Here is a 19,550-nt window from a genome sequence, read left to right as displayed (position 1 = left end):
CGCAGTCAGTCAGGGGCCGATGGGCTCGCGGGCGTCTCATCCCTGGGGCGGAACCGCCAGCACGTCGATCTCGACGCTACCCATCAGATCCTGCGCGACACTGCCAAGAAACACACGCTTGATCCCCGAGAGCCCGCGCGTGCCGATCACCAGAAGATCGGGCTTTGCTTGCTGCACAAAACCGGCGATGGCATCCGCGCCGACGCCTTCGATGATGCGGGCGCTATAATTCAGATCGCCTAGTTCGAGGCCCTGAATGAACCGGCCAAGTTCTCGACGCGTGGCCTGGAACTCGCGCTCGGCTTCCTCGTGAACCCGCTCGGCCGGGATGCCCGCATGAGTCATCATTTGTCGCGTGATCGGTGCGTAGCCATGCACGAACGTGACATTGGCGTTGTCCAGCAGGCCGAGCGCATGCGCCTTGCGGGCGGCTTGGCCTGACGCTTCGGACATGTCCGTTGCAATTAGAACCTGACGCCAGGGCCCGCCCCTACCGTCGTTTGCCATTACGACCGGGCGTCCCGACGTTCGGGTGACACGCTCGATAGTCGTGCCCACGAAAACGTCGCGCAGGAACTGCCGCCGATGCGCCCCCATGACGATCAGATCGGCTTCGCGGGTGCGCGCCTCTTGCCCGATGACGTGAAAGGCATGGCCCGCAAGCACAGCCACTTCGCAGGCGCCGGGTTTGCCGAAACTTGCAACCTGAGCAGTCAGGTAATCCTCGGCGCTCCAGATTTCGTGGCGCATCCGGTCTTCGAGCAGGTCGTCCTCGACCACATGCAAAACGCAGAGCGCCGCACCGGTCACTTCGGCGAGCCGCACAGCACGCTGAACGGCGGGCGTGGAGCGGGACGAAAGATCGGAGGCAACAAGGATCGATTTCAGCATGGGCATGGGGGGGCAAGCAATCAAACGGGACCCCTCGCAGTATTGCATCGAAACATCCGCGGGAAAACCCGAAAGCGCCCAGGACGCTAGCACAGGCGGCAGGCGCTTTCTCTCGTGCTGCTCGCCATGGCGCTGATGCTGGCGAAGTCGTGCGGTTTCAGGGACTGACGCAAGGGGGCTGACTCATCCTAAGGCTGATCGCTGATCGGCCTGGTTCTGGCTTCACCACCTCGGTGCTGGGCGGGCCTCTCGCATCGGAGCAAAGCTCCCGGGATGAGAGCCGCGATTCATGCCGACCTCGTCCTCTGGCTGGTGGGCGAGGGCACACCCGCAAGGGCGACAGGCTTTACCGCTACTACGTCAGCCAGACCGTCCTGAAGCACGGGGCCGGATCATGCCCGGTCGGTCGCGTGCCGGCGGGGGAGATCGAGGCCGCGGTCACCGACCAACTCCGTGTCGTGTTCCGACAGCCAGAGGTTGTTGCGGGGACTTGGAAGGCGGCGCGTGCCCACGCCGACGGCGTCTCCGAGGCCGACGCCCGCGCGGCATTGCAGCAGCTCGACCCGCTGTGGGACGAACTCTTCCCTGCCGAGCAGGCACGCATCGTGACATTGCTGGTCGAGCGTGTCGACATCGGCACAGGCGGGTTAAACGTCCGGCTCCGGATGGACGCGGAGGGGATGGGCCTGACGTCCAACCTTCTCTTGTGGCGAGCTGCCTCTCCACGCGGATGACGATGCACGGAGGTATGCTTGCACGCGCGCCACCGGCCTCTGGCGGAATACCTTTGCAGGCCGGGCTGACTTGACTGGGATTCCTTCTCAGAAACTCCCCAGCAACGTTCCCAGGGTGATCAGCACGATCAGCGCGATGATCGGCACAACCACGGCGACGACGGCAATGTCAAAATAGGCCTCGCGGTGCGTCAGGCCGCAGATTGCCAGCAGCGTGATGACGGCACCGTTATGGGGCAATGCGTCGAGCCCGCCGGTGGCCACCGCAGTCACCCGGTGCATCAGGTCGGGCGAGATGCCTGCGGCCTGGGCCGTCTCCAGATAGACGGCGCCGAGCGTGGTGAGCGCAATGCTCATGCCACCGGAGGCCGAGCCGGTCATACCGGCGAGAAGACTGACCGAGACCGCAACCGAGATCAGGGGATTGTCGCCGCCGATGTCGACCACCGAATCGCGGATCAGGGCGAAGGCCGACAGCGAGGCGATGACGGACCCGAATCCGACAAGGCTCGCGGTGTTGAAAATCGGCAGCAGCGAGGCGTGGGCGCCGGCGTCGAGGGTGGTGTTCAGCCTAGGCAGGCGCGACCGGTTCACGGCAATCATCACTAGGATCGAGATGACCAGAGCAACGATGATGGACCAGATGCCGCGCACCGAATCGATTGTCGTCGCGCCATATTCTGAAGCAGCAAGGTAGTCAGTGTTCATGGCCGGGATGACGAGGGTGGTGAAGGCGAGATTGACGGCAATTACTGTGGCAAGCGGCATTGCCGCCAGCATCAGGGACGGCAGCTCGGCCGGACGCGCTTCGGCGGAGATTTCGGCAATGTCGAAGCCTTCGGCCGCGGCGCGGTCGCGCAAGGCCGTGGCGGCGAGCGGTGCTGTGTCCGGGTGATCGCCATAGCCTTCGGAGGTGGCCCGCGCCCGTCGCTCCAGCCACAGTTGGCCAAGCGCAAACATGATCAGGGCGGTCAGGATGCCGAGCCCCGGCGCGGCAAACGGCGAAGTGCCAAAATAAGGCATCGGGATGGCGTTCTGGATCGCCGGCGTACCGGGCAGCGCGGTCATGGTGAAGGTGAAGGCGCCAAGAGCGATGGTGCCCGGTATCAAGCGCTTGGGGAGGTCGGCGCGACGGAACACTGCAGCAGCGATCGGAAACACCGCGAACGCGACGACGAACAGCGATACCCCGCCATAGGTCATCGCCGCGCAGGACAGCACCACGGCAAGGATCGCACGTTCGCTGCCAAGCTTGCGGATCGTGGCATTGGCCAGAACCTCAGCACTGCCGGAGTCCTCCATCAGCTTGCCAAAGATGGCGCCGAGCAGGAAGACCGGAAAGTACTGGACGATGAAGTCGCCCGCCGCCACCATGAAAATCTGGGTGTAGCTGGCAAGCAGGGGCCGTTCGAGCGAGGCGAGCACGGCGAGCATGGCAAGGCCCGGCGCCAGGATCAGCAGGGTTACGCCGCGATAGGCGAGATAAATGAGCCCACCGAGCGCGGCGACGACAACCAAGATGCCATACATTGGCGACTACTCCGCTGACCGGTTGGTGCTCGACCGCTCGGGCGCCCTAACCAGACGAAGCGAGTCGGCGAACAACGCGTCGAGATCGAAGGTGGAGCGTACACCGATCCCGTCATAATTCGCCTTTAGCCACTGGTGCGCCCAAGCCCGGCCGCGCTCGTGCAGGTGGGTGAGGAATGTCCATTCGGCGTTGAGCTTGCTCGAGGAGTCCAGATCCTGTAATTCTTCAGCGGCATGGATCAAATGAACCCGCATGTCGCGGTATCGCTCCGTCTCAATTCCCTCCGCATCGATAAGCTGGTGCAGCAGCTGGATCGCCCGCAGATCCTTGATGAGGCTGGAATTGAAGCTGATCTCATTCACTCGGTTGAGAATATCCCGCCCCGTTCGCGGCAGTTCGCGGCGGGTCATCGGATTGATCTGGACGATGACCATGTCGCGACAGTCGGTCTGGTCGACGAGGGGGTGAAGCGCCGGATTGCCGATGTAGCCGCCGTCCCAATAGGCCTCGCCGTCGATCTCGACCGCCTGGTACACCGATGGCAGACAGGCCGAGGCCATGATCGTTTCCACCGACAGATGCGGCTGGGTAAAGACGCGCGCCTGGCCGGTCCGAACGTTGGTGGCGGTGACGAAGATCTTCGGAATCGCGCAGGAATTGACCCGATCGAAGTCGACCGTGCTGGCAACAAGGTCGCGCAACGGGTTGATATTCAGCGGATTGAGCTCATAGGGCGAGAACAACCGCGTCATATTGTCCAAGTACAGATAGCCGGGCGACCTGTCGAGGTTGAAGTTGCTGGTGAGCCTGTTCCACCAGTTGCGCTGCACCGGCGAAAAGCGCGCCGCATCGCTCACCGCCCGCCAGAAGGCGGCGAGCGCATCGCGCGCTCCGTCCCGGCCGCCCTGGTGGAACCCTTGCGCCAGCACCACGGCATTCATCGCCCCAGCGCTGGTCCCGCTGATGCCTGCGATCTCCAGCCGTTCGTCTTCGAGGATGCGGTCGAGCACCCCCCAAGTCAGCGCCCCGTGGGATCCGCCGCCCTGAAGCGCCAGATCGATCGTCTTTGTGGGCTGTTGCTGGGCCATATCGCTCTCCACACATAGCACTTTCCCTGTCAACGCCGCGGCACGAAGCTCACTCCGTGATCATGCTGCTGATGGCGGCTGCAAACCACCACCCTGCCCAGACGGCGGCGGCGGTCAGCAGCAGGCCGCCGGCGACAGTCCAGCCGAACGGCGTCGCCCCTCCGCGAAGGGCCAGGACGATCCGCACACCGGCATTCACACTGATCGCTGCTGCCAGCGGCACGACCGCCTCGGATGCCGGCAACTGCCCGGCCAAAACCAGCGAGGCCAGCGCAACAGCGGCGGAACTGGTGCTGACGAGGCCCGCGAGTGCGGCTGACCACAGGACCGCCTCGCTCCCGAATTGATCATTCAGCAACGCGGAGACGACGATGACCGTGGCGACGGTCAGGGCAAAGCTGATGGCCGCCCGGATGCTGAAGATGCGGCTGGGAAGGTCGAGACCCTCACGCTCTCTTGGCCCGTCGCGCGATCCGAAACGCGCAAGCGCCGTCCCGTAGAGCAGCGCCACCGCGGTCGGGACGATCAGGATCGGCGCTGACAGAGCAAACATCGAAGGGCTGAGGAAGAGCAGCACGATCCCTGTCTGCACGAGCGAGGAGACCGACGAGAACGTGACACCCGCAGCGGCCGGATAGGTGTCGACCGGCCGATCCTGCACTTTCTTCGCCATTGCCACCACGGTCGCGGTGCTCGAGACGAACCCGGACAGGAAACCGCTCAGTGGCAACCCCAGCCTTGCGCCGAACACCCGGGTGGAGATGTGGCTGACAGCGCCGATCGCCATCACCAGGATGACGATCACGAACAGGTTCTGCGGGTTGATTGCCCCGCCCGGCCCCAGGCCTTCGTTCGGCAGGATCGGCAGGATCAAGAGCGTCGAGACACCGAGGATCAGACCGTCGCGGACCTCGAAATCGTTGAGCACCGAGCGGCTGAACTCGCGCAGAACCGTGCGGGCCGCCAACAGCGCCGCCACGAGGACTCCCGAAGCCGCCGCGAGGAAGGTGTGCTCGATCGACAATGCACCCAGCATGACCACGATCAGCAGCGCAAGGCTGGTGGTCAGACCCGCCTGCCGATCCGGCAGAGACAGATGCGTCACCATGCGCAGGCCGCCGATGACGGCGATGGCGACGGCCAGCATCGGCCACCCTCCGGCAATCTGACTCAGCGCGCCGGTCAGCGAGGCGAGCGCGAAGGTGCGCACGCCTGCCGGGGCGGGGCCTCCGGGCTCTCCTGCATTGCGCTCGCGCTCGATCCCGATCAGTAGGCCGATGCCCAGGGCTTCGAGCAGCAATAAGGCCTGAGAGGTTTCCAAGTTAATTTCACCATTTGTTGCCGCATCCAGCAAAACGACTGGTCGCGCGGTAGGCGGTTCATACTGCTGCCGCAGCAACGGCCCCACCTTGAACCTTGGGCAATGCCGTTTGGCAACGGACTTCTGTCCATGAGAGGAGAATTCTTACCGCGCGCGAACGGTCGTGGCCCATCTGAGTGCCGAGCAGTCGGCGTTCATGCAAGCCATCACCGCATGCGCTCGGCGAACGCCAGGGCCGGAGCAGGGCCGTCGACAATACAATGGGCAAAGTGAGCGTCGAGGGTGGCATCGTGGCCCGCGAGCTCAAGCCCGGTCTGCCGAACGACAAGCAGCACGAGCTCGCGGCCGAGCGGAAGCCAGGGGTGCGGCCCGAAACTGCCCTCGCTCGCGATCGCCACGCGCGCATTCGGGCCATGCTCGAAGGCCGCGGCGATCTTGCCGAGCGCGGCGTCAAGCTGCGTCCCGGTCCGCTCGATCTCACGGGTGAAGGTCCCGAACCGGTCGGTGTCAAAGCTCGTTAGCACAATGCAGTCGAGGCCCAGCGCCTCGGTGAGCAACGGGGAAATTGCGCGTTCCTCGCCGCGCATGGTGGCGATCACCGCCCGCCCGCCGGGCGGATCGGCGGGTCCGTGGGACGGAGTCCGCGCGAGTCGGAGGGACGAATAGGCATCGTCTGCATCAACCCGTGAATAAAACGAAACTGCGCACGGTGCCTGACTGATTTATTGACCTAAATCTGGAGTACCGTTTTAAAATGTACGCTTTCGGGTCGCGATCAGCAAGCGTTTCCGCTGGCGACTGGCAGTCGCCCGTTGCGCGATTTTTTCTTGGAAACGTGCTGCTAATGCTTCTTTCCAGTTGTGCTAAACCAAAAAACCTTCTAGTCAGTCTTGGTCCATCATTTCCATGCACTACGCGACTGGACCATCGGGTGTCGGTGGGTGTGAAGATTGGACTCAGATCATGCAAGTGCATTCGTCAGTGGCACGCCTCGTCACCTTCTCCCTCTTCTGGCTGGCGCTGACGGGCGGCGTGACGGATGCGCTTTACCACGGGGCGCCAGCGGTTCTGCTGGCAACATGGGTTAGCCTGGTGCTGTATCCGGCGACGCAACCGGGGATCCGGCTGGGGTGGGCAGTCCTGTACGTGCCCCACCTCCTGCTCCGCGGCTTCTGGGGGGGGCTGGATGTCGCGCGGAGGGTGCTCGACCCACGTCTGCCGGTCCGGCCCGGGTGGTTCCGGATTCCGCTCTCAACGAATATCGTCGAGGTGAATGCCGTGCTTGGCGGGGTCGTCAGCGTTCTGCCCGGCTCATTGGCTGCAGGGGTCCGCGGCGGCGCGCTGGAGGTCCACGTGCTTGACATTGACGATTTCGACACGCGCAGCCTGGAAGCAGAGGAACGCCGCGTGCTTCGCCTGTTCGGTGCCCCTGTCGCCGCCCCGCGCCACACCGGAGGGCATCGTGGACACAACTGACCATTTCATGCTCGCCGCCATCGCCCTGCTGCTCGCGCTGGCGCTGGCGCTTTTTCGCGCCTGGCACGGACCACGGGCGATCGATCACGTGATGGCCGCTCAACTCGTCGCGACCAGCGGGGTCGGCGTGGCGCTGACGCTGGGCGCGGCCAGGGACGACGCATCGATGCTGGACGCCGCGTTGGTGGCGACGGTGCTAGCGTCGGTGGCAATTCTCGCCTTCGTGCGCGAGCGCCGGAGCACTGGGCGCAAGCCGCGAGAGACACAGCCATGACCCTCACGGACTACCTCGTACCCGCGCTTCTTTACGTCGGTGTATTCTTCTATGCGGCCGGATCGCTGGGGCTGCTCAGGTTCCAAGATGCCGAATTGAGGCTGCACGCGCTCACCAAAGCCGACAACGTCGGTCTGGGTTTCGTGGCGCTTGCCGCCGCGTTGCACTGGGGCTCGGTTGCCGCCGCCGTCAAGATCGCCGCCGTCTGGCTGTTCGCGCTCATGGCCGCCGGAGCGACCGCGCAGCTGATGGCTCGCCGTGCGAAGACTTCGGCCGAGCGGGGCTCCGACGAATGACGCTGGCCTTCGACATGATCCTCTGTCTGATGATCGTCGGCACTGCCGCCGCGGCGCTGCTTATGCGCAACGCGCTGGCGGCGATCGTCTTCTTCATCGTGCTCGGAAACTTGCTCGGTCTGGCATGGCTCGCGATGGACGCTGTAAATGTCGCGATGGCGGAAATCGCCATCGGAGCGGGCGTCACCGGAGTTCTGCTGATCCTAACGCGGCAAAGGCTGATGGCGCTTGGCGACGACCTTGTCAGCGCCGAGATGCCCGGCTGGCTTCGAACCGGTGCACTGGTAGCCTGCGCTGGCTTCGCGGCACTGATCGGATCCGCAGTTCTGAGTGTCGCGCCCGCCGACGACTTGGGTGGGTCGATCGCCGCGCTGATGCCGGGCCTTGGCATCGAGAACCCGGTGACTGGCGTGCTTCTGGCCTTTCGCGCCTACGATACCTTATTGGAAGCTTTCGTCCTGCTGGGCGCCCTTGTGGCGGTCTGGTCGCTCGCCCCTCGCGGTGCTTGGCCGCAGCGGCCCGCGGCGCTGGCACTGGCGGAGAATGGGGGACATGGCGTGGCCGCAGCTTTCGGTCGGCTGCTCTTGCCCCTGGCGCTGGTCATGGCGGCCTACCTGGTCTGGGCGGGGTCGGACCTGCCGGGCGGAGCGTTCCAGGCCGGAACCGTGCTGGCGGGCGGTCTGATCATCGCCGCGATCGGCGGCGCGGTTTCATGGCCGCGCGCCGACGACCGCTACCTCCGCGTGGCTCTGGTGCTTGGCCCGGCGGTCTTTCTCATTATTGGCCTGGCGGGCATCGCCCAGGGCCGGTTCTTGTTCTATCCGCCAGGCTTCGAGAAGGCCTTGATCGTCGCTATCGAATACAGCCTTGCGCTGTCGATCGGCGTTACCCTCGCGCTGCAGGTGGCCGGACCGCCGGTGGCGCCCGATCACGAAGGCTGACCGAGGCATGACGGTGCTCCTGCATCTTTACCCATTGACGGGCGTGGCCTTGGTGGGGCTCGGCTTTTATGGATTCCTGATCCTGCGCCATCCGCTGCGTCAGATCCTGGCCGTCAACGTGGTTGGCGCAGGGATCTTTCTTGTCTTGGGTGGCCTTGGACGCGGGGCTGCCTCGACCGACCCTTTCCCGCAGGCGCTGGTGATCACCGGAATCGTCGTCGCCGTGGCGCTTACTGCCTTCGGCGCGGCGCTGATTCTGCGTGTGGCCGAGGATGAGCGTGCGCCGGACGACAAGGCGGCGGCCAAGACAACCGACGACCACACATGAGCCCGCTCGACCTGCTTGTCGCGGTTCCGCTCGCCCTAATGATCGCGGCCTTGCTCCTTGGCACCTGGGTGCGCTGGTTACTGCTTACGGCAATCCCGGTCATGGCGGGCCTCACGGTCTGGCTGTTGCTGCTGCCAGAGGGCTCGGCACATGTGGTCGGCGACTGGAACCTGCCGCTGGGAGTTCAATTGCGCGCGGATGGGGTTGCACAGCTGATGGTGGGCGCCACGGCTGCCTGCGCCTCGATTGTTGGACTGTATGCGCTTCATGAATTCGCACCTGGCCCGGACCGATCGGAAACCGCCCACGGCTATGCCTTCTGGCCGCTCTTCTACCTGTTGTGGGGCGGAGCGAATGCCGGGTTCCTGAGCACCGATCTCTTTAACCTTTACATCGCGTTGGAGATGGTCAGCCTGGCGGCGGTGGCGATGGCGGCGATGGGCTCGTTGCGCGCGGCCTTGCGCTATTTCGTGATCGCTCTGGTCGGTTCACTGGCCTACCTGCTGGGCGTGGCCCTCCTGTTCGCGAATTATGCGACGGTGGATGTGACGCTCCTGGCCGAGATGGCGCGGCCTGACCTCGCGACCAAGACGGCGCTCGCGGTGATGACGGCGGGGCTGCTGATCAAGGCGGCGGTCTTTCCACTGCACGGCTGGCTGCCGCCGGCGCATGCAGCAGCACCCGCCCCCGCCAGCGCCCTGCTTTCGGCGATCGTCGTGAAGGTGGGCTTCGTGATCCTGCTGCGCCTGTGGTTCGAGGCATTCCCGGCCATCGTCGCTCCTGCAGGGCTGGAGGTGCTCGGCTGGCTCGGTGCGCTGGCAGTCCTTTACGGCTCGGTTCAGGCGATCCGGCAGGACAGCCTGAAGGCCCTCGTGGCTTATTCGACCGTGGCGCAAATCGGCTATCTCCTGCTGGCCTTCCCTCTGGTCGCGACTGCGGCAGGGAGCGGCGGGGCTTGGGCCGGGATGACGATCCACGCGATTGCCCACATGCTTGCCAAGGCGGCGATGTTCCTTGCCGCGGGTTTGATGCTCAAGGCCGTCAACGGCCACCGTCTCAAAGACCTTCACGGGCTTGCGCGGGCGATGCCGTTGACCGTTGCGGCATTCGGGCTGGCTGCGGTGTCGCTGATGGGCCTGCCGCCTTCGGCCGGCTTTATCGCGAAATTTCTCCTGCTCGAGGCCGCAGTGGAGCAGGGCGCCGTGTTCGCCGCCGCCGTGCTGATCGTCGGCGGGTTGATGGCCGCAGTCTACCTATTCAACCCGCTGGCCTGGACCTTCGCCGGCAGCGACACGCCAGTGGTCGAGGCGACGGCCCCGCTGCGCACCGCCGCACCGCTGGCGTTGGCGCTTCTGGCAGTGTCTCTAGGGTTCGCCGGACAGGCGATGGTCGATGTCGCTGCCAGTGCGACCTCGGCAAGGCTGCCGGCGGCTGTGGCGGTGGATGTCCGATGATCCATTTCCTCCCCCTGCTGTTGGTCTTCCTGCCCTTCGTTCCGGCACTGATCAGCTTCGCCCTGCCCGACCGCATGGCGGTATGGCGCGACGTGACCAACATCAGCTTCGCCCTGATCAAGCTGGGGCTCGTGGGCTTTCTCCTGCTGGCAGCGCGGGAGGGCGTGATCACGGAATGGCGCTACGAGTTCCTGCCGGGCCACGACTTCATCCTCCGGGCTGATTCAATCGCGCTGCTGTTTGTCACCCTCTCGGCCTTCCTGTGGCTGATCACAACGGTCTTCGCGATCGGCTATTTTGGGCGCGGCCCTCACCTCGCGCGCTTTTTCGGGTTCTTCAACCTCTGCGTCCTGGCTGCGACCGGCGTGGCCATGTCGGGCACTACGATCACGTTCTTCCTGTTCTACGAGCTCCTGACGTTGGCGACGTGGCCGCTGGTCGTCCACCGGGGTGACGAGAAGTCTCTACGCGCGGGGCGCATCTACCTGATCTACACCCTGGCTGGCAGCGCCGCCTATCTGGCGGGCATCGTCTGGCTGAGTTCGCTCGTAGGCAGGGTCGAGTTCACTGCGCCGCCTGACCTATCCGGTATTCCGCGGCTCGAGCTCACGCTAATCTTCATCCTTTGTATCGGCGGGCTTGGGGTCAAGGCGGCGCTCATCCCGTTTCACGGATGGTTGCCCGAGGCCATGGCAGCACCCGCGCCGGTCAGCGCGCTTCTGCACGCCGTGGCCGTGGTCAAGGCCGGCGCCTTCGGGATATTGAGGATTATCTACGACGTCTTCGGCATCGAGACGGTCTCGGATCTCGGTCTCGCCACGCCGCTCGCCATGCTGGCCGGGGCGACGATCCTCTACGGGTCGTTCCGCGCCCTGATGCAGAATGACATCAAGAAGCGGCTCGCCTATTCGACGGTAAGCCAAGTCAGCTACATCATTCTCGGCGCCAGCCTGATCGGTCCCTTCGCCATCATCGGGGCGTTGGTGCATCTAGTGCATCAGGGGATCATGAAGATCACCCTGTTCATGTGCGCGGGCACACTGGCCAACCGGATGGGGATAAAGTCGGTGACGGATCTCGACGGCGCCGGGCGGGCGATGCCGGTGACGATGGCGGCATTCAGCATCGGTGCGCTTGGCATGATCGGCATTCCGCCGACCGCAGGCTTCATCTCGAAATGGTACCTGGGATTGGGCGGGCTGCAATCTGACGCGCGATGGGTCATCGCTGTGCTGGCGGGATCGTCGCTTCTGAACGCACTCTACTTCCTGCCGCTTCTCTATCGCGCCTACCTGCTTCCACCACCCGAAGGCCGGTTGCCGGTGCGGGAACTGGACGGCACCTGGAATCGGATGCTGGTCCTCCCTGCCGCGTTGACCGGCCTGACAGTGCTTGCAGCCGGACTCTTTGCGACTTTCCCGCTCAGCCCCCTGAGCTGGGCCGTGCTGATCGCAGAGAGGGGATACCTGAAATGACAACCGAAGCCACCCTTCTGCTGCCGTTCGTGATCCTCTGGCCGCTCCTTCTAGGTGTCCTGTGCCTAGTGCCGAAACTTGGGCCGAAAATGCTGCCGACGCTGCCGCTCGGGCCGCTACCGGCACTCGCCGCCGTGTTACTGGCGCCGCGAGACGACACCTTCAGCGTGAGATGGATCCTGCTCGACGGCGGGCTACGACTGACAGACACGGGCGCGATGTTCCTGGGCGGTGCCGGGCTGGTATGGCTCTGCGCCGGGGTCTATGCCCTGCGCTACATGCGCGGCGATCCGCGGGCTCCAACTTTCGTACTGTTTTGGATGCTTGTCCTTGCCGGAAATCTGGGGGTATTCTTGGCGGCGGATCTAGCAAGCTTCTACGTCTACTTCGCGCTGGTGTCGCTGGCTGCCTATCCGCTCGTGATCCATGATCGCAAGCCAGCCTCAATGTGGGCCGGGGCAGTCTACATCATCCTTGCGGTGATCGGTGAGACGGCGTTGCTGGCAGGGTTCCTGATGGCCGTCGAGGCGGCGGGGGGAACCACCCTTATCGACAAAGTCCGCGTGAGCCTTGCCGCTCCAACGGCCGATCCTTTGGTCCAGTGGCTGCTGATCGCGGGATTCGGCATCAAGGCGGGTCTGGTGCCGCTGCATGTCTGGCTTCCGGTGGCGCATCCGGCGGCGCCGGTTCCAGCCTCGGCGGTGCTGTCGGGCGCCATTGTCAAGGCAGGTGTTTTCGGACTGGTAACATTTTTGCCGTGGGGTCAGGCGTGGCCGGTCAGCGGGACTGTGCTTGCCCTTGCTGCGTTCACCGGGCTATTCGCAGCGGCACTTTACGGCGCGATGCAGCGCGATCCCAAGACCGTGCTGGCCTATTCAACCGTCAGCCAAATGGGGCTCCTGATGGGCGCGATGGGCGCGGCGCTGGCGGCGGGCCTGCCGGCTGTCTCGGTGCTCCCGGCGGTGTCGCTTTATGCACTGCACCATGGGCTCGCAAAGGGGGCGCTGTTTCTGGGCGTCGGCGTCGCCGGCAAGGCGCGTGGCGCGTCGCGGGTTTTGGTCATCGCGGTCCTTGCACTGGTCGCCTTGTCGATCGCCGGGCTGCCTTTCACCGCCGGGGCCTTGGCGAAATCGGCGATCAAGGGCCCTGCGGGCGACTTTGGCGCGACGTTAGTCGGCCTCTCCGCGCTAACGTCGGGGCTTCTGCTTGCGCGCTTTCTGTTTACTCTGCCCAAGGCTGAAACGGCAGATCGCCCCCCCGGTCTCATGGTCGTGCCGATGGTGACGCTGGCCGCCGCTGCGCTCGCCCTGCCGTGGTATCTCTATACTCCGGTGATGGGCATGGCGCCCTACGGGACGATCGACCTACTAGCGCTCAGCGCCAGCGCCTGGCCCCTCGGGCTCGCAGCGGTTCTCGTCATCGCCGCGGTGGGAACCGGATTGCGCGCCCCGTCGCTCCCCGAAGGCGACCTGCTCGGAGTGGTCGCGAGGTTCAGCGCCCGTGCGGCCGCTGCAACTCAAGCCGCCGTATCGGCGGGCGGGTCAGAGAAGCCGGTCGAGAAAGGAAAGACCTTACCGGTGATCGCTGAGGGGCTGGAACGGCTGGAGCGGTTGATCAACGACCACGCGGCGACCTCGGTCACCCTGATTCTCGTCGCGTTGGGCCTATTCGCCGCGCTTGCCTGACGGCCCGCCAGCCGCCCCGCCCCGGGCCAGATGCACCGGAATTGGAAGGTGTCGCCGCAGACAGCGGAGTACTCTTCTGGAGTGGCCGTTCGTCATGTCGTTGCGCTGTTCCATGCCCGCAGGCCGGGCGGTACGACAGATCGACGGCAGGAACAGGCAGACCGCGCGGTCGACAGCGCCGTAGCGCAAAGCCGTCCGCATCCACGGGCTGGCGGCCAAACCGGTTAGGAGCGCGGCGATCACCGCCGCCCCCGCTTCCAATCGTCGAGGCGGGCGTAGATCGTGACCGCGATGCCCCCAAGCGCGACTACGATGAAGACCCAGCGCAGGGCGTCGAGATACGGCACGAGCGGCAGGATGGCGGTCTGGGTCTCGGCCAAGATACTCTGCGCGACCTCCACCCCTGCTGCGCCCAGCGTCGCCACACCAGCCGCCCCTCCACCCTTCATGGTGCGGCTGGCGGCCAAAACCTCGCGCGCTGGTGGCGATTCTTCGGCGAAGGCAGTCGCCCGGACCGGGAAGCGCTCGCCCCACTGACGTGCGGGCCCGAGGTCGATGTGCATGAACCCCGATCGCGGATAGAAGCCGAAGCCGAGGAACCCGACCTCCCGCGCCGCCGCCTCGAAGGCCACGGGGTCGTGGTTCGCCATGGCGATGTCGAAGGCCGCGCCATCCATATGCTTCGAGCGCGTCGCGCCGCCCACGGCGCGGTTGTGCTCGGGGCTGCGATAGGCGGAACGCACGATCAGCGGCTTGCCCAGCCTGTCGCGCAGCGCCTGCAGCCTGTCGAGCGCCGGTTCGTTGATGAGCAGCTTGCCGGTGCCCCGGCAGGCGATCTCGGCGGGTGAGAAATTCGGCCAGCGCCAGGTGCCCTCGGGCACGTCGCGCCAGTGGCGGTGGAAGGTCGTCGTCATGGGGGTCCTCCGAAAACGAAAAACCCGCCTCGAGGGCGGGTCATTGCGGGCTGATGGATGGGGGTACGCGGCTACGGACCGCCGCCGAAGATCTTGAGCTTGATGGCTATGCCCGCGAGCAGCGCCAGCATGACGCCGGTGGTGATCATGCGGACGGCGGTCTGCATCGCGGTGCGGCGCACCAGCCGGATGCAGTCCACCAGGGAGCGCAGATCGCGGATGTCGAGCGCAGCCTCGTCGCCGTCGAGCCCGACATCAGAGAGCGCGCGTTTCGCGCCTTCCTCCGCCGCCCGGGTCAGGATCGCCTCGAACTCGGCGTCGGGCATGCGCACGAAGCCCTCGGATCGGGGTGGGTTCATCGGATCCTCCTTCCGCCGCTCAGCCGATCTTGCAGCCCCAGAAGGAAGTGTGGTCGGCGGCGAAGTAGCCGTCCGCGACCCGGAAATACCCCTGCAGCTCGACGGTATCGCCTGCCGTCAGCGGCAGCATGGTCTGAAGCCAGATCGCGGTAGCGAGCGAGACATGGGTGGCGGAGATTTCGCCGAGGGAGCCGCGGATTTCCGTCGTGCCGTTCAGGACGAGCCGCCCGCGCATGCGCGCTGTGGCGCTGGCGTTGATCTTGTAGAGCAGCGTCGCGCCGAAGAGGTAGGTGCCGTCGACCGGGGCCACGAAGTGATTGTTCGCGGCGTCGAACGCGCCCTGATCATTGTAGTCGGTGTTGTTGAGGCCGATCTTCGTCCAGGTGCCGACGCCCACGTAGTTGTCGTAGTTCGTATACGCCTTGAAGCGCGGCAGCCGGGGCTGGTCCACGATGCCGGTGGCGTTATCCACGCTCAGCCCGTCGAAGAACGTGCTGCCGTCGGCGGAGACCGCGAGGCGGAAGCGGTCGGAACCAAAGAGCCCCACCAGCGCCTTGGTGACGAAGCCGGTCTGCAGCGTCAGCCCGAGATCGTCGCCCGCGGCCTCCTTGTTCATGGTGTAGAACAGGTCGCCGGTCCCGCCCTCAGCCACGGTCTTCGCCGTCCAGAGTGCGGCGTTCAGCTTGGCAGAGAACGGGTTCGACGCATCCGCGGTGGTCCCGAGCCCCAGCAGTGCGAGGTTCTGCAGCGCGTCCGGCGTGGTCCCGACCCAGCCCGCGCCGTCGTAGACCAGCAGCAGGCTCTCGTCCTCGACCCACGCCCGCCAGCCGGTCCGCGGCGGCAGACGCAGCCAAGCCCCGTCCGTCCAGAGCGCGACGTTCAGGTCCCAGCCCGCCCAGTCGCCTGTCGCACCGGAGCCGACGATGAAGCGGTCGCCATCGGCGGGCGAACCGGGCGGCGCGGTCAGGTCCCGGTCGAGGACCGAGAGCTGCACGAGCCCGTCGAGAGTCCGCAGCGCCTCGTTGTGGGTGACGTGCTTCTGGGCCTGCGCCGCCAGGATGTAGGGCAGCAGGAGATGGGTCGTGGCGTCGGACATGGGCGGTCTCCAGAACGAAGAACGCCGCCTGCGTGGCAGGCGGCGAACAATGGCGCGGCAGTGGAACTGGCGAGCTACCTGCGCTTGGGCGGCTCCGCCGGAATGGCCGAGAGAACCGGATCGGGCTTCGGCGCATCCCACTTCGCGGTCATCGCGGCCCAGCGATCGATCTCGGCCCGGAAGGCGGGATCGTCGATCCGCAGATGGAAGGTGTAGAGCCGGTCCACGATCTCGCGCATCAGCGCGCGCATCTCGTCGTCATTGATCCGCGAGACATCGGACCACGGAATGCGTCTGCCCGCAGCGTCCTCGACGATGACATCGCTGCCATCGCCCGTGTGGGAGACGGGCGTCAGGCCGGCATGCAGGGTCTCGAGTTGCGTGTTGCGCACGCAGGCCACGGCCATCACTCTGGCAAGCTTTGCGGCAATCCTGTCTTCGTCGTTGGGGCGCATGAAGGGAGCCTACGCTGCAGAGTGCGCGCCGGACCAGAACTTATTGCGCTGCCTCACAAGGTCAGAGTGACAGGCTTGGGCGCGCCCCGCCCGACGAGGGCGGAAAGCTGGAAGATGCGGATGTCGAGCGTGTCGCCGGGGCCGAGCGGCGCGCCCCAGTCGGCGGTCTGCTGGGCGGCGGTGTAGACCGCGCTGGTCGTGGCGGTGCTCAGCCCCCGCATCACGGTGGCGCCATCAAGGATCTCGACCTCGTAGGCTTCAAGCTCCTCGGCCAGCGGCACCTCGAGCCCGCCCCAGCTGTTGGCGGCGAGCGCGCGGGACCGGCGTGTCCAGCGGATGGTCAGATCGCCGGACGTTCGCGGCCTGCGCCATGGCTGCTCGACATGCGCGACGGAGAACGGCCGCAGCCCGACGCCCTCGGGCGTGAAGGCCTGCTCCACATAGGTCTCGTCGCTGACCGGGCGGCTTGCGGGGCCGATGCGCCAGTGCCACGGGATGCCGAGGTCGGCCTCGGCGATCGGCAGAGACGCCAGCGCGGTGTCCAGCACGACGACCCGCGCGCCTGCCGGAGCCGGATTGCCCATGGCACCCTCGGTCCCTCGCTGCCCCCGCAGCAAGCGGGTCAGCCGATACCGGCCGGGCGCCAGCAGCTCGGCCGCGCCCGCCTGCACGATCTCCCAGGCGCCGGGCGCGCTCTCGATGGCCAGAGCGTTTGCACCGCCGTACAGGGTCAGGTCGGTGACGCTCTCCAGCGTGCCGGTCAGCAGATCGACCACCAGCGCATTGCCGAGATCGAAGCGCGACGTAGGGCCCGTGTAGAAGTCCGAGACCAGTGTCCCGATCCGGACGCGGCTGCCGAACGTCGTGAGTAGCTCGAAGCCATCGGTCGAGGGGCTGCGAAACACCGCCATCTCGCCCGGCCATGGAACCGCGTGCGCGGCGATCAGCGGTCGATACGCGGCCTGGTCCTCGGTCAGTTGCGGCAGATCCATCAGCACCGCATCCGGCGCGCCGAACACGACCGCCCGCGTCAGCGACGCCGCGCGGGGATCGCCAGGCGGCAGATCATAGGTTGTCCGATCTTGGCGGACCGCCTCGATGCCGCGGGCACCAGAATCGGCGATCGAGACGAGCCGCAGATTGACGAGCCGCCCGTCATGCCCGAGCCGGATCGCATCGGCCGGGTTCAGCGCGAGGCGCGAGGGCGGAAGACGGAACGCCGCGGTCTCGCGACCGACCCACGCCTCCATCAACGCGCGGCGGCAGCGCCGCTCGGCTTCCTCGGGCGGCACCGCCATGGGGAAGGACTCGGAGGCGATGCGGGTCGTATCGACGGTGATGCGCCGCGCCTCGACGAGGGCGGCGTCGTAGTCCTCGTCGGCGCGCGCGACCTGCCACTTCAGCGCCTGCGGCAGTTCGGTCTCCTGACCGCGGGTCAGTTCCAGCACGTCGCCCTCGCGGGCGGCTACCAGATCGTCGGGCCCGAGGGTGGCGACAGACGTCCGGCCGCGCATGATGAAACGAATGACCCCTTCGGTCTCCACGGCGTCGAAGCCGAAGTGGCGCGACAGCGTGGTGATCGAGGCGCGCGGGCTTTCCAGCGCCGTGATGGCGTAGCCTTCGACCGCGCCCCAAAGCCCTGAAACGTCGATCCGGGACGCGGGCAGTCCGGCGCGCAGGCAGAGATGGCGGACGAGGGCCGCCAGCGACACAGCGCCGAGCCGCCCGGTCAGCCAGTGGCCAAGCCGCCAGTTCGCGCCGTCCGTCCAGACGTCGGCCAGCGCCGGAAAGAATGGGTACGGCCGCGCGTCCCAGGTCCAGGCGGCGCATTCGGGGACGTGCACCATGCGGCCGCCATAGACCGAGGACACCGGGTTGTTCGCCGGGGTGCCCCACCAGAGATAGGTCGCTTCGAGATACGCCCGCTGGATCGCATCATCCCGCCAGCCCCGCGAGAAATGAGGCGTGAAGCTTTCGGACGACTTCGGGTCGAAGAAGACGTTGGGCTGGTTGGTGCCCCGGTCGATGGCAGGACAGCCGAGCTCCGTGAACCAGATCGGCTTGGACTGCGGCGCCCATGCCGTCGGCGTCCCGCTCTCCACCCCGCCCGGGCGGTCGTAGTGCGGGTTCGACCACCAGGCGCGCAGATCCTTGTAGCGGAAGACCCATGGCTTGCCCGCAGCACCGTCGGTGATCGGGGTGCGGACCTGCGCGGATCGGTCGGCCGCGCTGGCATAGAACCAGTCGAAGCCTTCGCCGCCCGCGATGTTCGCCTGAAGGTAGGCCCTGTCGTAGATCGCGGGCCAGCCTTCGGCGGCGTCGGCATGTTCGAATCCGTCCCGCCAGTCCGACAGGGGCATATAGTTGTCAATGCCGACGAAATCGATCTCCGGATCGGCCCAGAGCGGATCGAGGTGAAAGAACACGTCGCCCGAACCATCGCCCGGCTGGTGCCCGAAATACTCCGACCAGTCCGCGGCGTAGCCGATCTTCGTGCCGGACCCGAGGATAGAGCGGACATCCGCGAGCAGATCCCGATAGCCTTGCACGGCGGGATAGGTTGACGCGCCCGAGCGGATCGTGGTCAGCCCCGGCATCTCGGTGCCGATCAGGAAGGCGTCGACCCCGCCCGCCGCCGCGCAGAGATGGGCATAGTGCAGCACCATGCGCCGCAGGCCCCAATCGCCAGACGGGCCGGTCCAGACGACCGACTGGCCCGAGACGCTGAAGTTCGCGGGCGTCGCCGTGCCGAACAGTGCCGAAACCTGCGCTGTGGCGGCGGCCGTCTTGTCCACGGTTCCGGCATAGCCCGCCGCGGGGGAACAGGTGATCCGCCCCCGCCATGGAAATACGGGCTGACCCGTCGCGGCAGCATTGTCGGAATACGGGTTCGGCAGCGTGTTGCCGGGCGGCACATCCATCAGGATGAAGGGATAGAAGGTGACGCGCAGCCCGCGCGCCTTCATCTCCTGGATCGCCTGCACGACGGCGAAGTCGGACGGCGTGCCGCCATAGACCGGCCGATCCTGATCGTCGCGGCTGACGAGGAAGGCATTGGCGCGGCTGACGCCGTTGACCGACCAGGACAGAGGCGTGGTCGACTTGGCAGACACTTCGACACCTGTCGATTTACGTTTCAATTGAGATCCGCGTATTGTGCAATTTCAATTGTTTGCGCGAGACTGGAGTGTAACGCTTTGCAGTTCAAATGGGACCTGAGCAGAAATTTGTT

At 66.0% G+C, this 19,550-nt stretch carries 19 protein-coding genes; 9 read left to right on the top strand and 10 right to left on the bottom strand.

Annotated features, from left to right (window positions below; translation table 11 throughout):
* Positions 1-36: 36 nt before the first annotated feature.
* Positions 37-897, bottom strand: coding sequence for a universal stress protein (locus FY036_RS01700; RefSeq protein ID WP_161601074.1), 861 nt, complete (start codon positions 895-897; stop codon positions 37-39).
* 227 nt (positions 898-1,124) lie between these two features.
* On the opposite strand from FY036_RS01700, the gene FY036_RS24025 reads away from it, so the two are divergent.
* A complete protein-coding gene (locus tag FY036_RS24025; RefSeq protein WP_210247463.1) occupies positions 1,125-1,625 on the top strand; it encodes a zinc ribbon domain-containing protein in 501 nt (166 codons plus the stop codon).
* A gap of 87 nt (positions 1,626-1,712) precedes the next feature.
* Here the strand turns inward: FY036_RS24025 and FY036_RS01690 are convergent, their stop codons facing one another.
* The 4 genes from FY036_RS01690 to FY036_RS01675 form a co-directional block, all read right to left on the bottom strand.
* The gene (locus tag FY036_RS01690) at positions 1,713-3,155 is read right to left on the bottom strand and encodes a GntP family permease (protein WP_148912982.1); all 1,443 of its coding nucleotides are present in this window, start codon (positions 3,153-3,155) and stop codon (positions 1,713-1,715) included.
* 6 nt (positions 3,156-3,161) lie between these two features.
* Positions 3,162-4,244, bottom strand: coding sequence for a patatin-like phospholipase family protein (locus FY036_RS01685; RefSeq protein WP_148912981.1), 1,083 nt, complete (start codon positions 4,242-4,244; stop codon positions 3,162-3,164).
* Positions 4,245-4,293: 49 nt separating this feature from the next.
* A complete protein-coding gene (locus FY036_RS01680) occupies positions 4,294-5,643 on the bottom strand; it encodes an MgtC/SapB family protein (protein WP_161601073.1) in 1,350 nt (449 codons plus the stop codon).
* Between the two features lie 128 nt (positions 5,644-5,771).
* Positions 5,772-6,164, bottom strand: a complete 393-nt coding sequence (locus tag FY036_RS01675) for a hypothetical protein (protein ID WP_148912979.1) — start codon at positions 6,162-6,164, stop codon at positions 5,772-5,774.
* A gap of 364 nt (positions 6,165-6,528) precedes the next feature.
* Here FY036_RS01675 and FY036_RS01670 point away from each other — a divergent pair, with 364 nt between their 5' ends.
* Genes FY036_RS01670 through FY036_RS01635 form a run of 8 tightly spaced genes read left to right on the top strand, consistent with a single transcriptional unit; the run spans position 6,529 to position 13,494 of the window.
* Positions 6,529-7,041: a Na+/H+ antiporter subunit E gene (locus tag FY036_RS01670; RefSeq protein ID WP_161601072.1), complete on the top strand. Its 513-nt coding sequence runs from the start codon at positions 6,529-6,531 to the stop codon at positions 7,039-7,041.
* Positions 7,028-7,315 carry a monovalent cation/H+ antiporter complex subunit F gene (locus FY036_RS01665; RefSeq protein ID WP_199257650.1) on the top strand — a complete coding sequence of 96 codons (288 nt, stop codon included), beginning with the start codon at positions 7,028-7,030 and terminating at the stop codon, positions 7,313-7,315. Before FY036_RS01670 ends, FY036_RS01665 begins: the two co-directional genes overlap by 14 nt.
* On the top strand, positions 7,312-7,611 hold the full coding sequence (locus FY036_RS01660) for a cation:proton antiporter (protein WP_148912977.1): 300 nt from the start codon (positions 7,312-7,314) through the stop codon (positions 7,609-7,611). The genes FY036_RS01665 and FY036_RS01660 overlap by 4 nt, the downstream gene beginning before the upstream one ends.
* Positions 7,608-8,552, top strand: a complete 945-nt coding sequence (locus FY036_RS01655) for an MnhB domain-containing protein (protein ID WP_148912976.1) — start codon at positions 7,608-7,610, stop codon at positions 8,550-8,552. Before FY036_RS01660 ends, FY036_RS01655 begins: the two co-directional genes overlap by 4 nt.
* Positions 8,553-8,559: 7 nt before the next feature.
* Entirely contained in the window at positions 8,560-8,880 is a 321-nt protein-coding gene (locus FY036_RS01650) for an NADH-quinone oxidoreductase subunit K (protein ID WP_148912975.1), read from the top strand.
* Positions 8,877-10,334 carry a complex I subunit 5 family protein gene (locus FY036_RS01645; protein WP_148912974.1) on the top strand — a complete coding sequence of 486 codons (1,458 nt, stop codon included), beginning with the start codon at positions 8,877-8,879 and terminating at the stop codon, positions 10,332-10,334. The genes FY036_RS01650 and FY036_RS01645 overlap by 4 nt, the downstream gene beginning before the upstream one ends.
* Entirely contained in the window at positions 10,331-11,809 is a 1,479-nt protein-coding gene (locus FY036_RS01640) for a complex I subunit 5 family protein (RefSeq protein WP_148912973.1), read from the top strand. The genes FY036_RS01645 and FY036_RS01640 overlap by 4 nt, the downstream gene beginning before the upstream one ends.
* On the top strand, positions 11,806-13,494 hold the full coding sequence (locus FY036_RS01635) for a complex I subunit 5 family protein (RefSeq protein ID WP_148912972.1): 1,689 nt from the start codon (positions 11,806-11,808) through the stop codon (positions 13,492-13,494). The genes FY036_RS01640 and FY036_RS01635 overlap by 4 nt, the downstream gene beginning before the upstream one ends.
* Before the next feature lie 239 nt (positions 13,495-13,733).
* On the opposite strand, the gene FY036_RS01630 is transcribed toward FY036_RS01635, so the two are convergent.
* From FY036_RS01630 to FY036_RS01610, 5 genes are all read right to left on the bottom strand, one after another.
* Complete coding sequence (locus FY036_RS01630; protein ID WP_148912971.1) at positions 13,734-14,408, bottom strand: YcbK family protein; 675 nt, start codon at positions 14,406-14,408, stop codon at positions 13,734-13,736.
* A 71-nt stretch (positions 14,409-14,479) separates the two neighbouring features.
* Entirely contained in the window at positions 14,480-14,767 is a 288-nt protein-coding gene (locus tag FY036_RS01625; RefSeq protein WP_148912970.1) for a DUF6127 family protein, read from the bottom strand.
* A gap of 19 nt (positions 14,768-14,786) precedes the next feature.
* Positions 14,787-15,863 (bottom strand): DUF2793 domain-containing protein, encoded by a 1,077-nt coding sequence (locus FY036_RS01620; RefSeq protein WP_148912969.1) that lies wholly within the window; start codon positions 15,861-15,863, stop codon positions 14,787-14,789.
* Positions 15,864-15,937: 74 nt separating this feature from the next.
* Positions 15,938-16,318, bottom strand: coding sequence for a hypothetical protein (locus tag FY036_RS01615; RefSeq protein ID WP_201744675.1), 381 nt, complete (start codon positions 16,316-16,318; stop codon positions 15,938-15,940).
* A gap of 53 nt (positions 16,319-16,371) precedes the next feature.
* A complete protein-coding gene (locus FY036_RS01610; RefSeq protein WP_201744674.1) occupies positions 16,372-19,458 on the bottom strand; it encodes a baseplate multidomain protein megatron in 3,087 nt (1,028 codons plus the stop codon).
* Between the last annotated feature and the right edge of the window lie 92 nt (positions 19,459-19,550).

Origin of the sequence: Neoaquamicrobium microcysteis (assembly GCF_008180155.1) — a bacterium.
Taxonomy (GTDB): domain Bacteria; phylum Pseudomonadota; class Alphaproteobacteria; order Rhizobiales; family Rhizobiaceae; genus Aerobium; species Aerobium microcysteis.
The sequence above is the reverse complement of the archived record's forward strand: the minus strand, read 5'-3'. Positions and strand labels throughout refer to the sequence as shown.

Bases quoted from the DNA above. Each gene is read 5' to 3' on its own strand.
- FY036_RS01700 (WP_161601074.1), bottom strand. From the start codon at position 897: ATGCCCATGCTGAAATCGATCCTTGTTGCCTCCGATCTTTCGTCCCGC.
- FY036_RS01690 (WP_148912982.1), bottom strand. From the start codon at position 3,155: ATGTATGGCATCTTGGTTGTCGTCGCCGCGCTCGGTGGGCTCATTTAT.
- FY036_RS01685 (WP_148912981.1), bottom strand. From the start codon at position 4,244: ATGGCCCAGCAACAGCCCACAAAGACGATCGATCTGGCGCTTCAGGGC.
- FY036_RS01670 (WP_161601072.1), top strand. From the start codon at position 6,529: ATGCAAGTGCATTCGTCAGTGGCACGCCTCGTCACCTTCTCCCTCTTC.
- FY036_RS01660 (WP_148912977.1), top strand. From the start codon at position 7,312: ATGACCCTCACGGACTACCTCGTACCCGCGCTTCTTTACGTCGGTGTA.
- FY036_RS01655 (WP_148912976.1), top strand. From the start codon at position 7,608: ATGACGCTGGCCTTCGACATGATCCTCTGTCTGATGATCGTCGGCACT.
- FY036_RS01650 (WP_148912975.1), top strand. From the start codon at position 8,560: ATGACGGTGCTCCTGCATCTTTACCCATTGACGGGCGTGGCCTTGGTG.
- FY036_RS01645 (WP_148912974.1), top strand. From the start codon at position 8,877: ATGAGCCCGCTCGACCTGCTTGTCGCGGTTCCGCTCGCCCTAATGATC.
- FY036_RS01640 (WP_148912973.1), top strand. From the start codon at position 10,331: ATGATCCATTTCCTCCCCCTGCTGTTGGTCTTCCTGCCCTTCGTTCCG.
- FY036_RS01635 (WP_148912972.1), top strand. From the start codon at position 11,806: ATGACAACCGAAGCCACCCTTCTGCTGCCGTTCGTGATCCTCTGGCCG.
- FY036_RS01630 (WP_148912971.1), bottom strand. From the start codon at position 14,408: ATGACGACGACCTTCCACCGCCACTGGCGCGACGTGCCCGAGGGCACC.
- FY036_RS01625 (WP_148912970.1), bottom strand. From the start codon at position 14,767: ATGAACCCACCCCGATCCGAGGGCTTCGTGCGCATGCCCGACGCCGAG.
- FY036_RS01620 (WP_148912969.1), bottom strand. From the start codon at position 15,863: ATGTCCGACGCCACGACCCATCTCCTGCTGCCCTACATCCTGGCGGCG.
- FY036_RS01615 (WP_201744675.1), bottom strand. From the start codon at position 16,318: ATGCGCCCCAACGACGAAGACAGGATTGCCGCAAAGCTTGCCAGAGTG.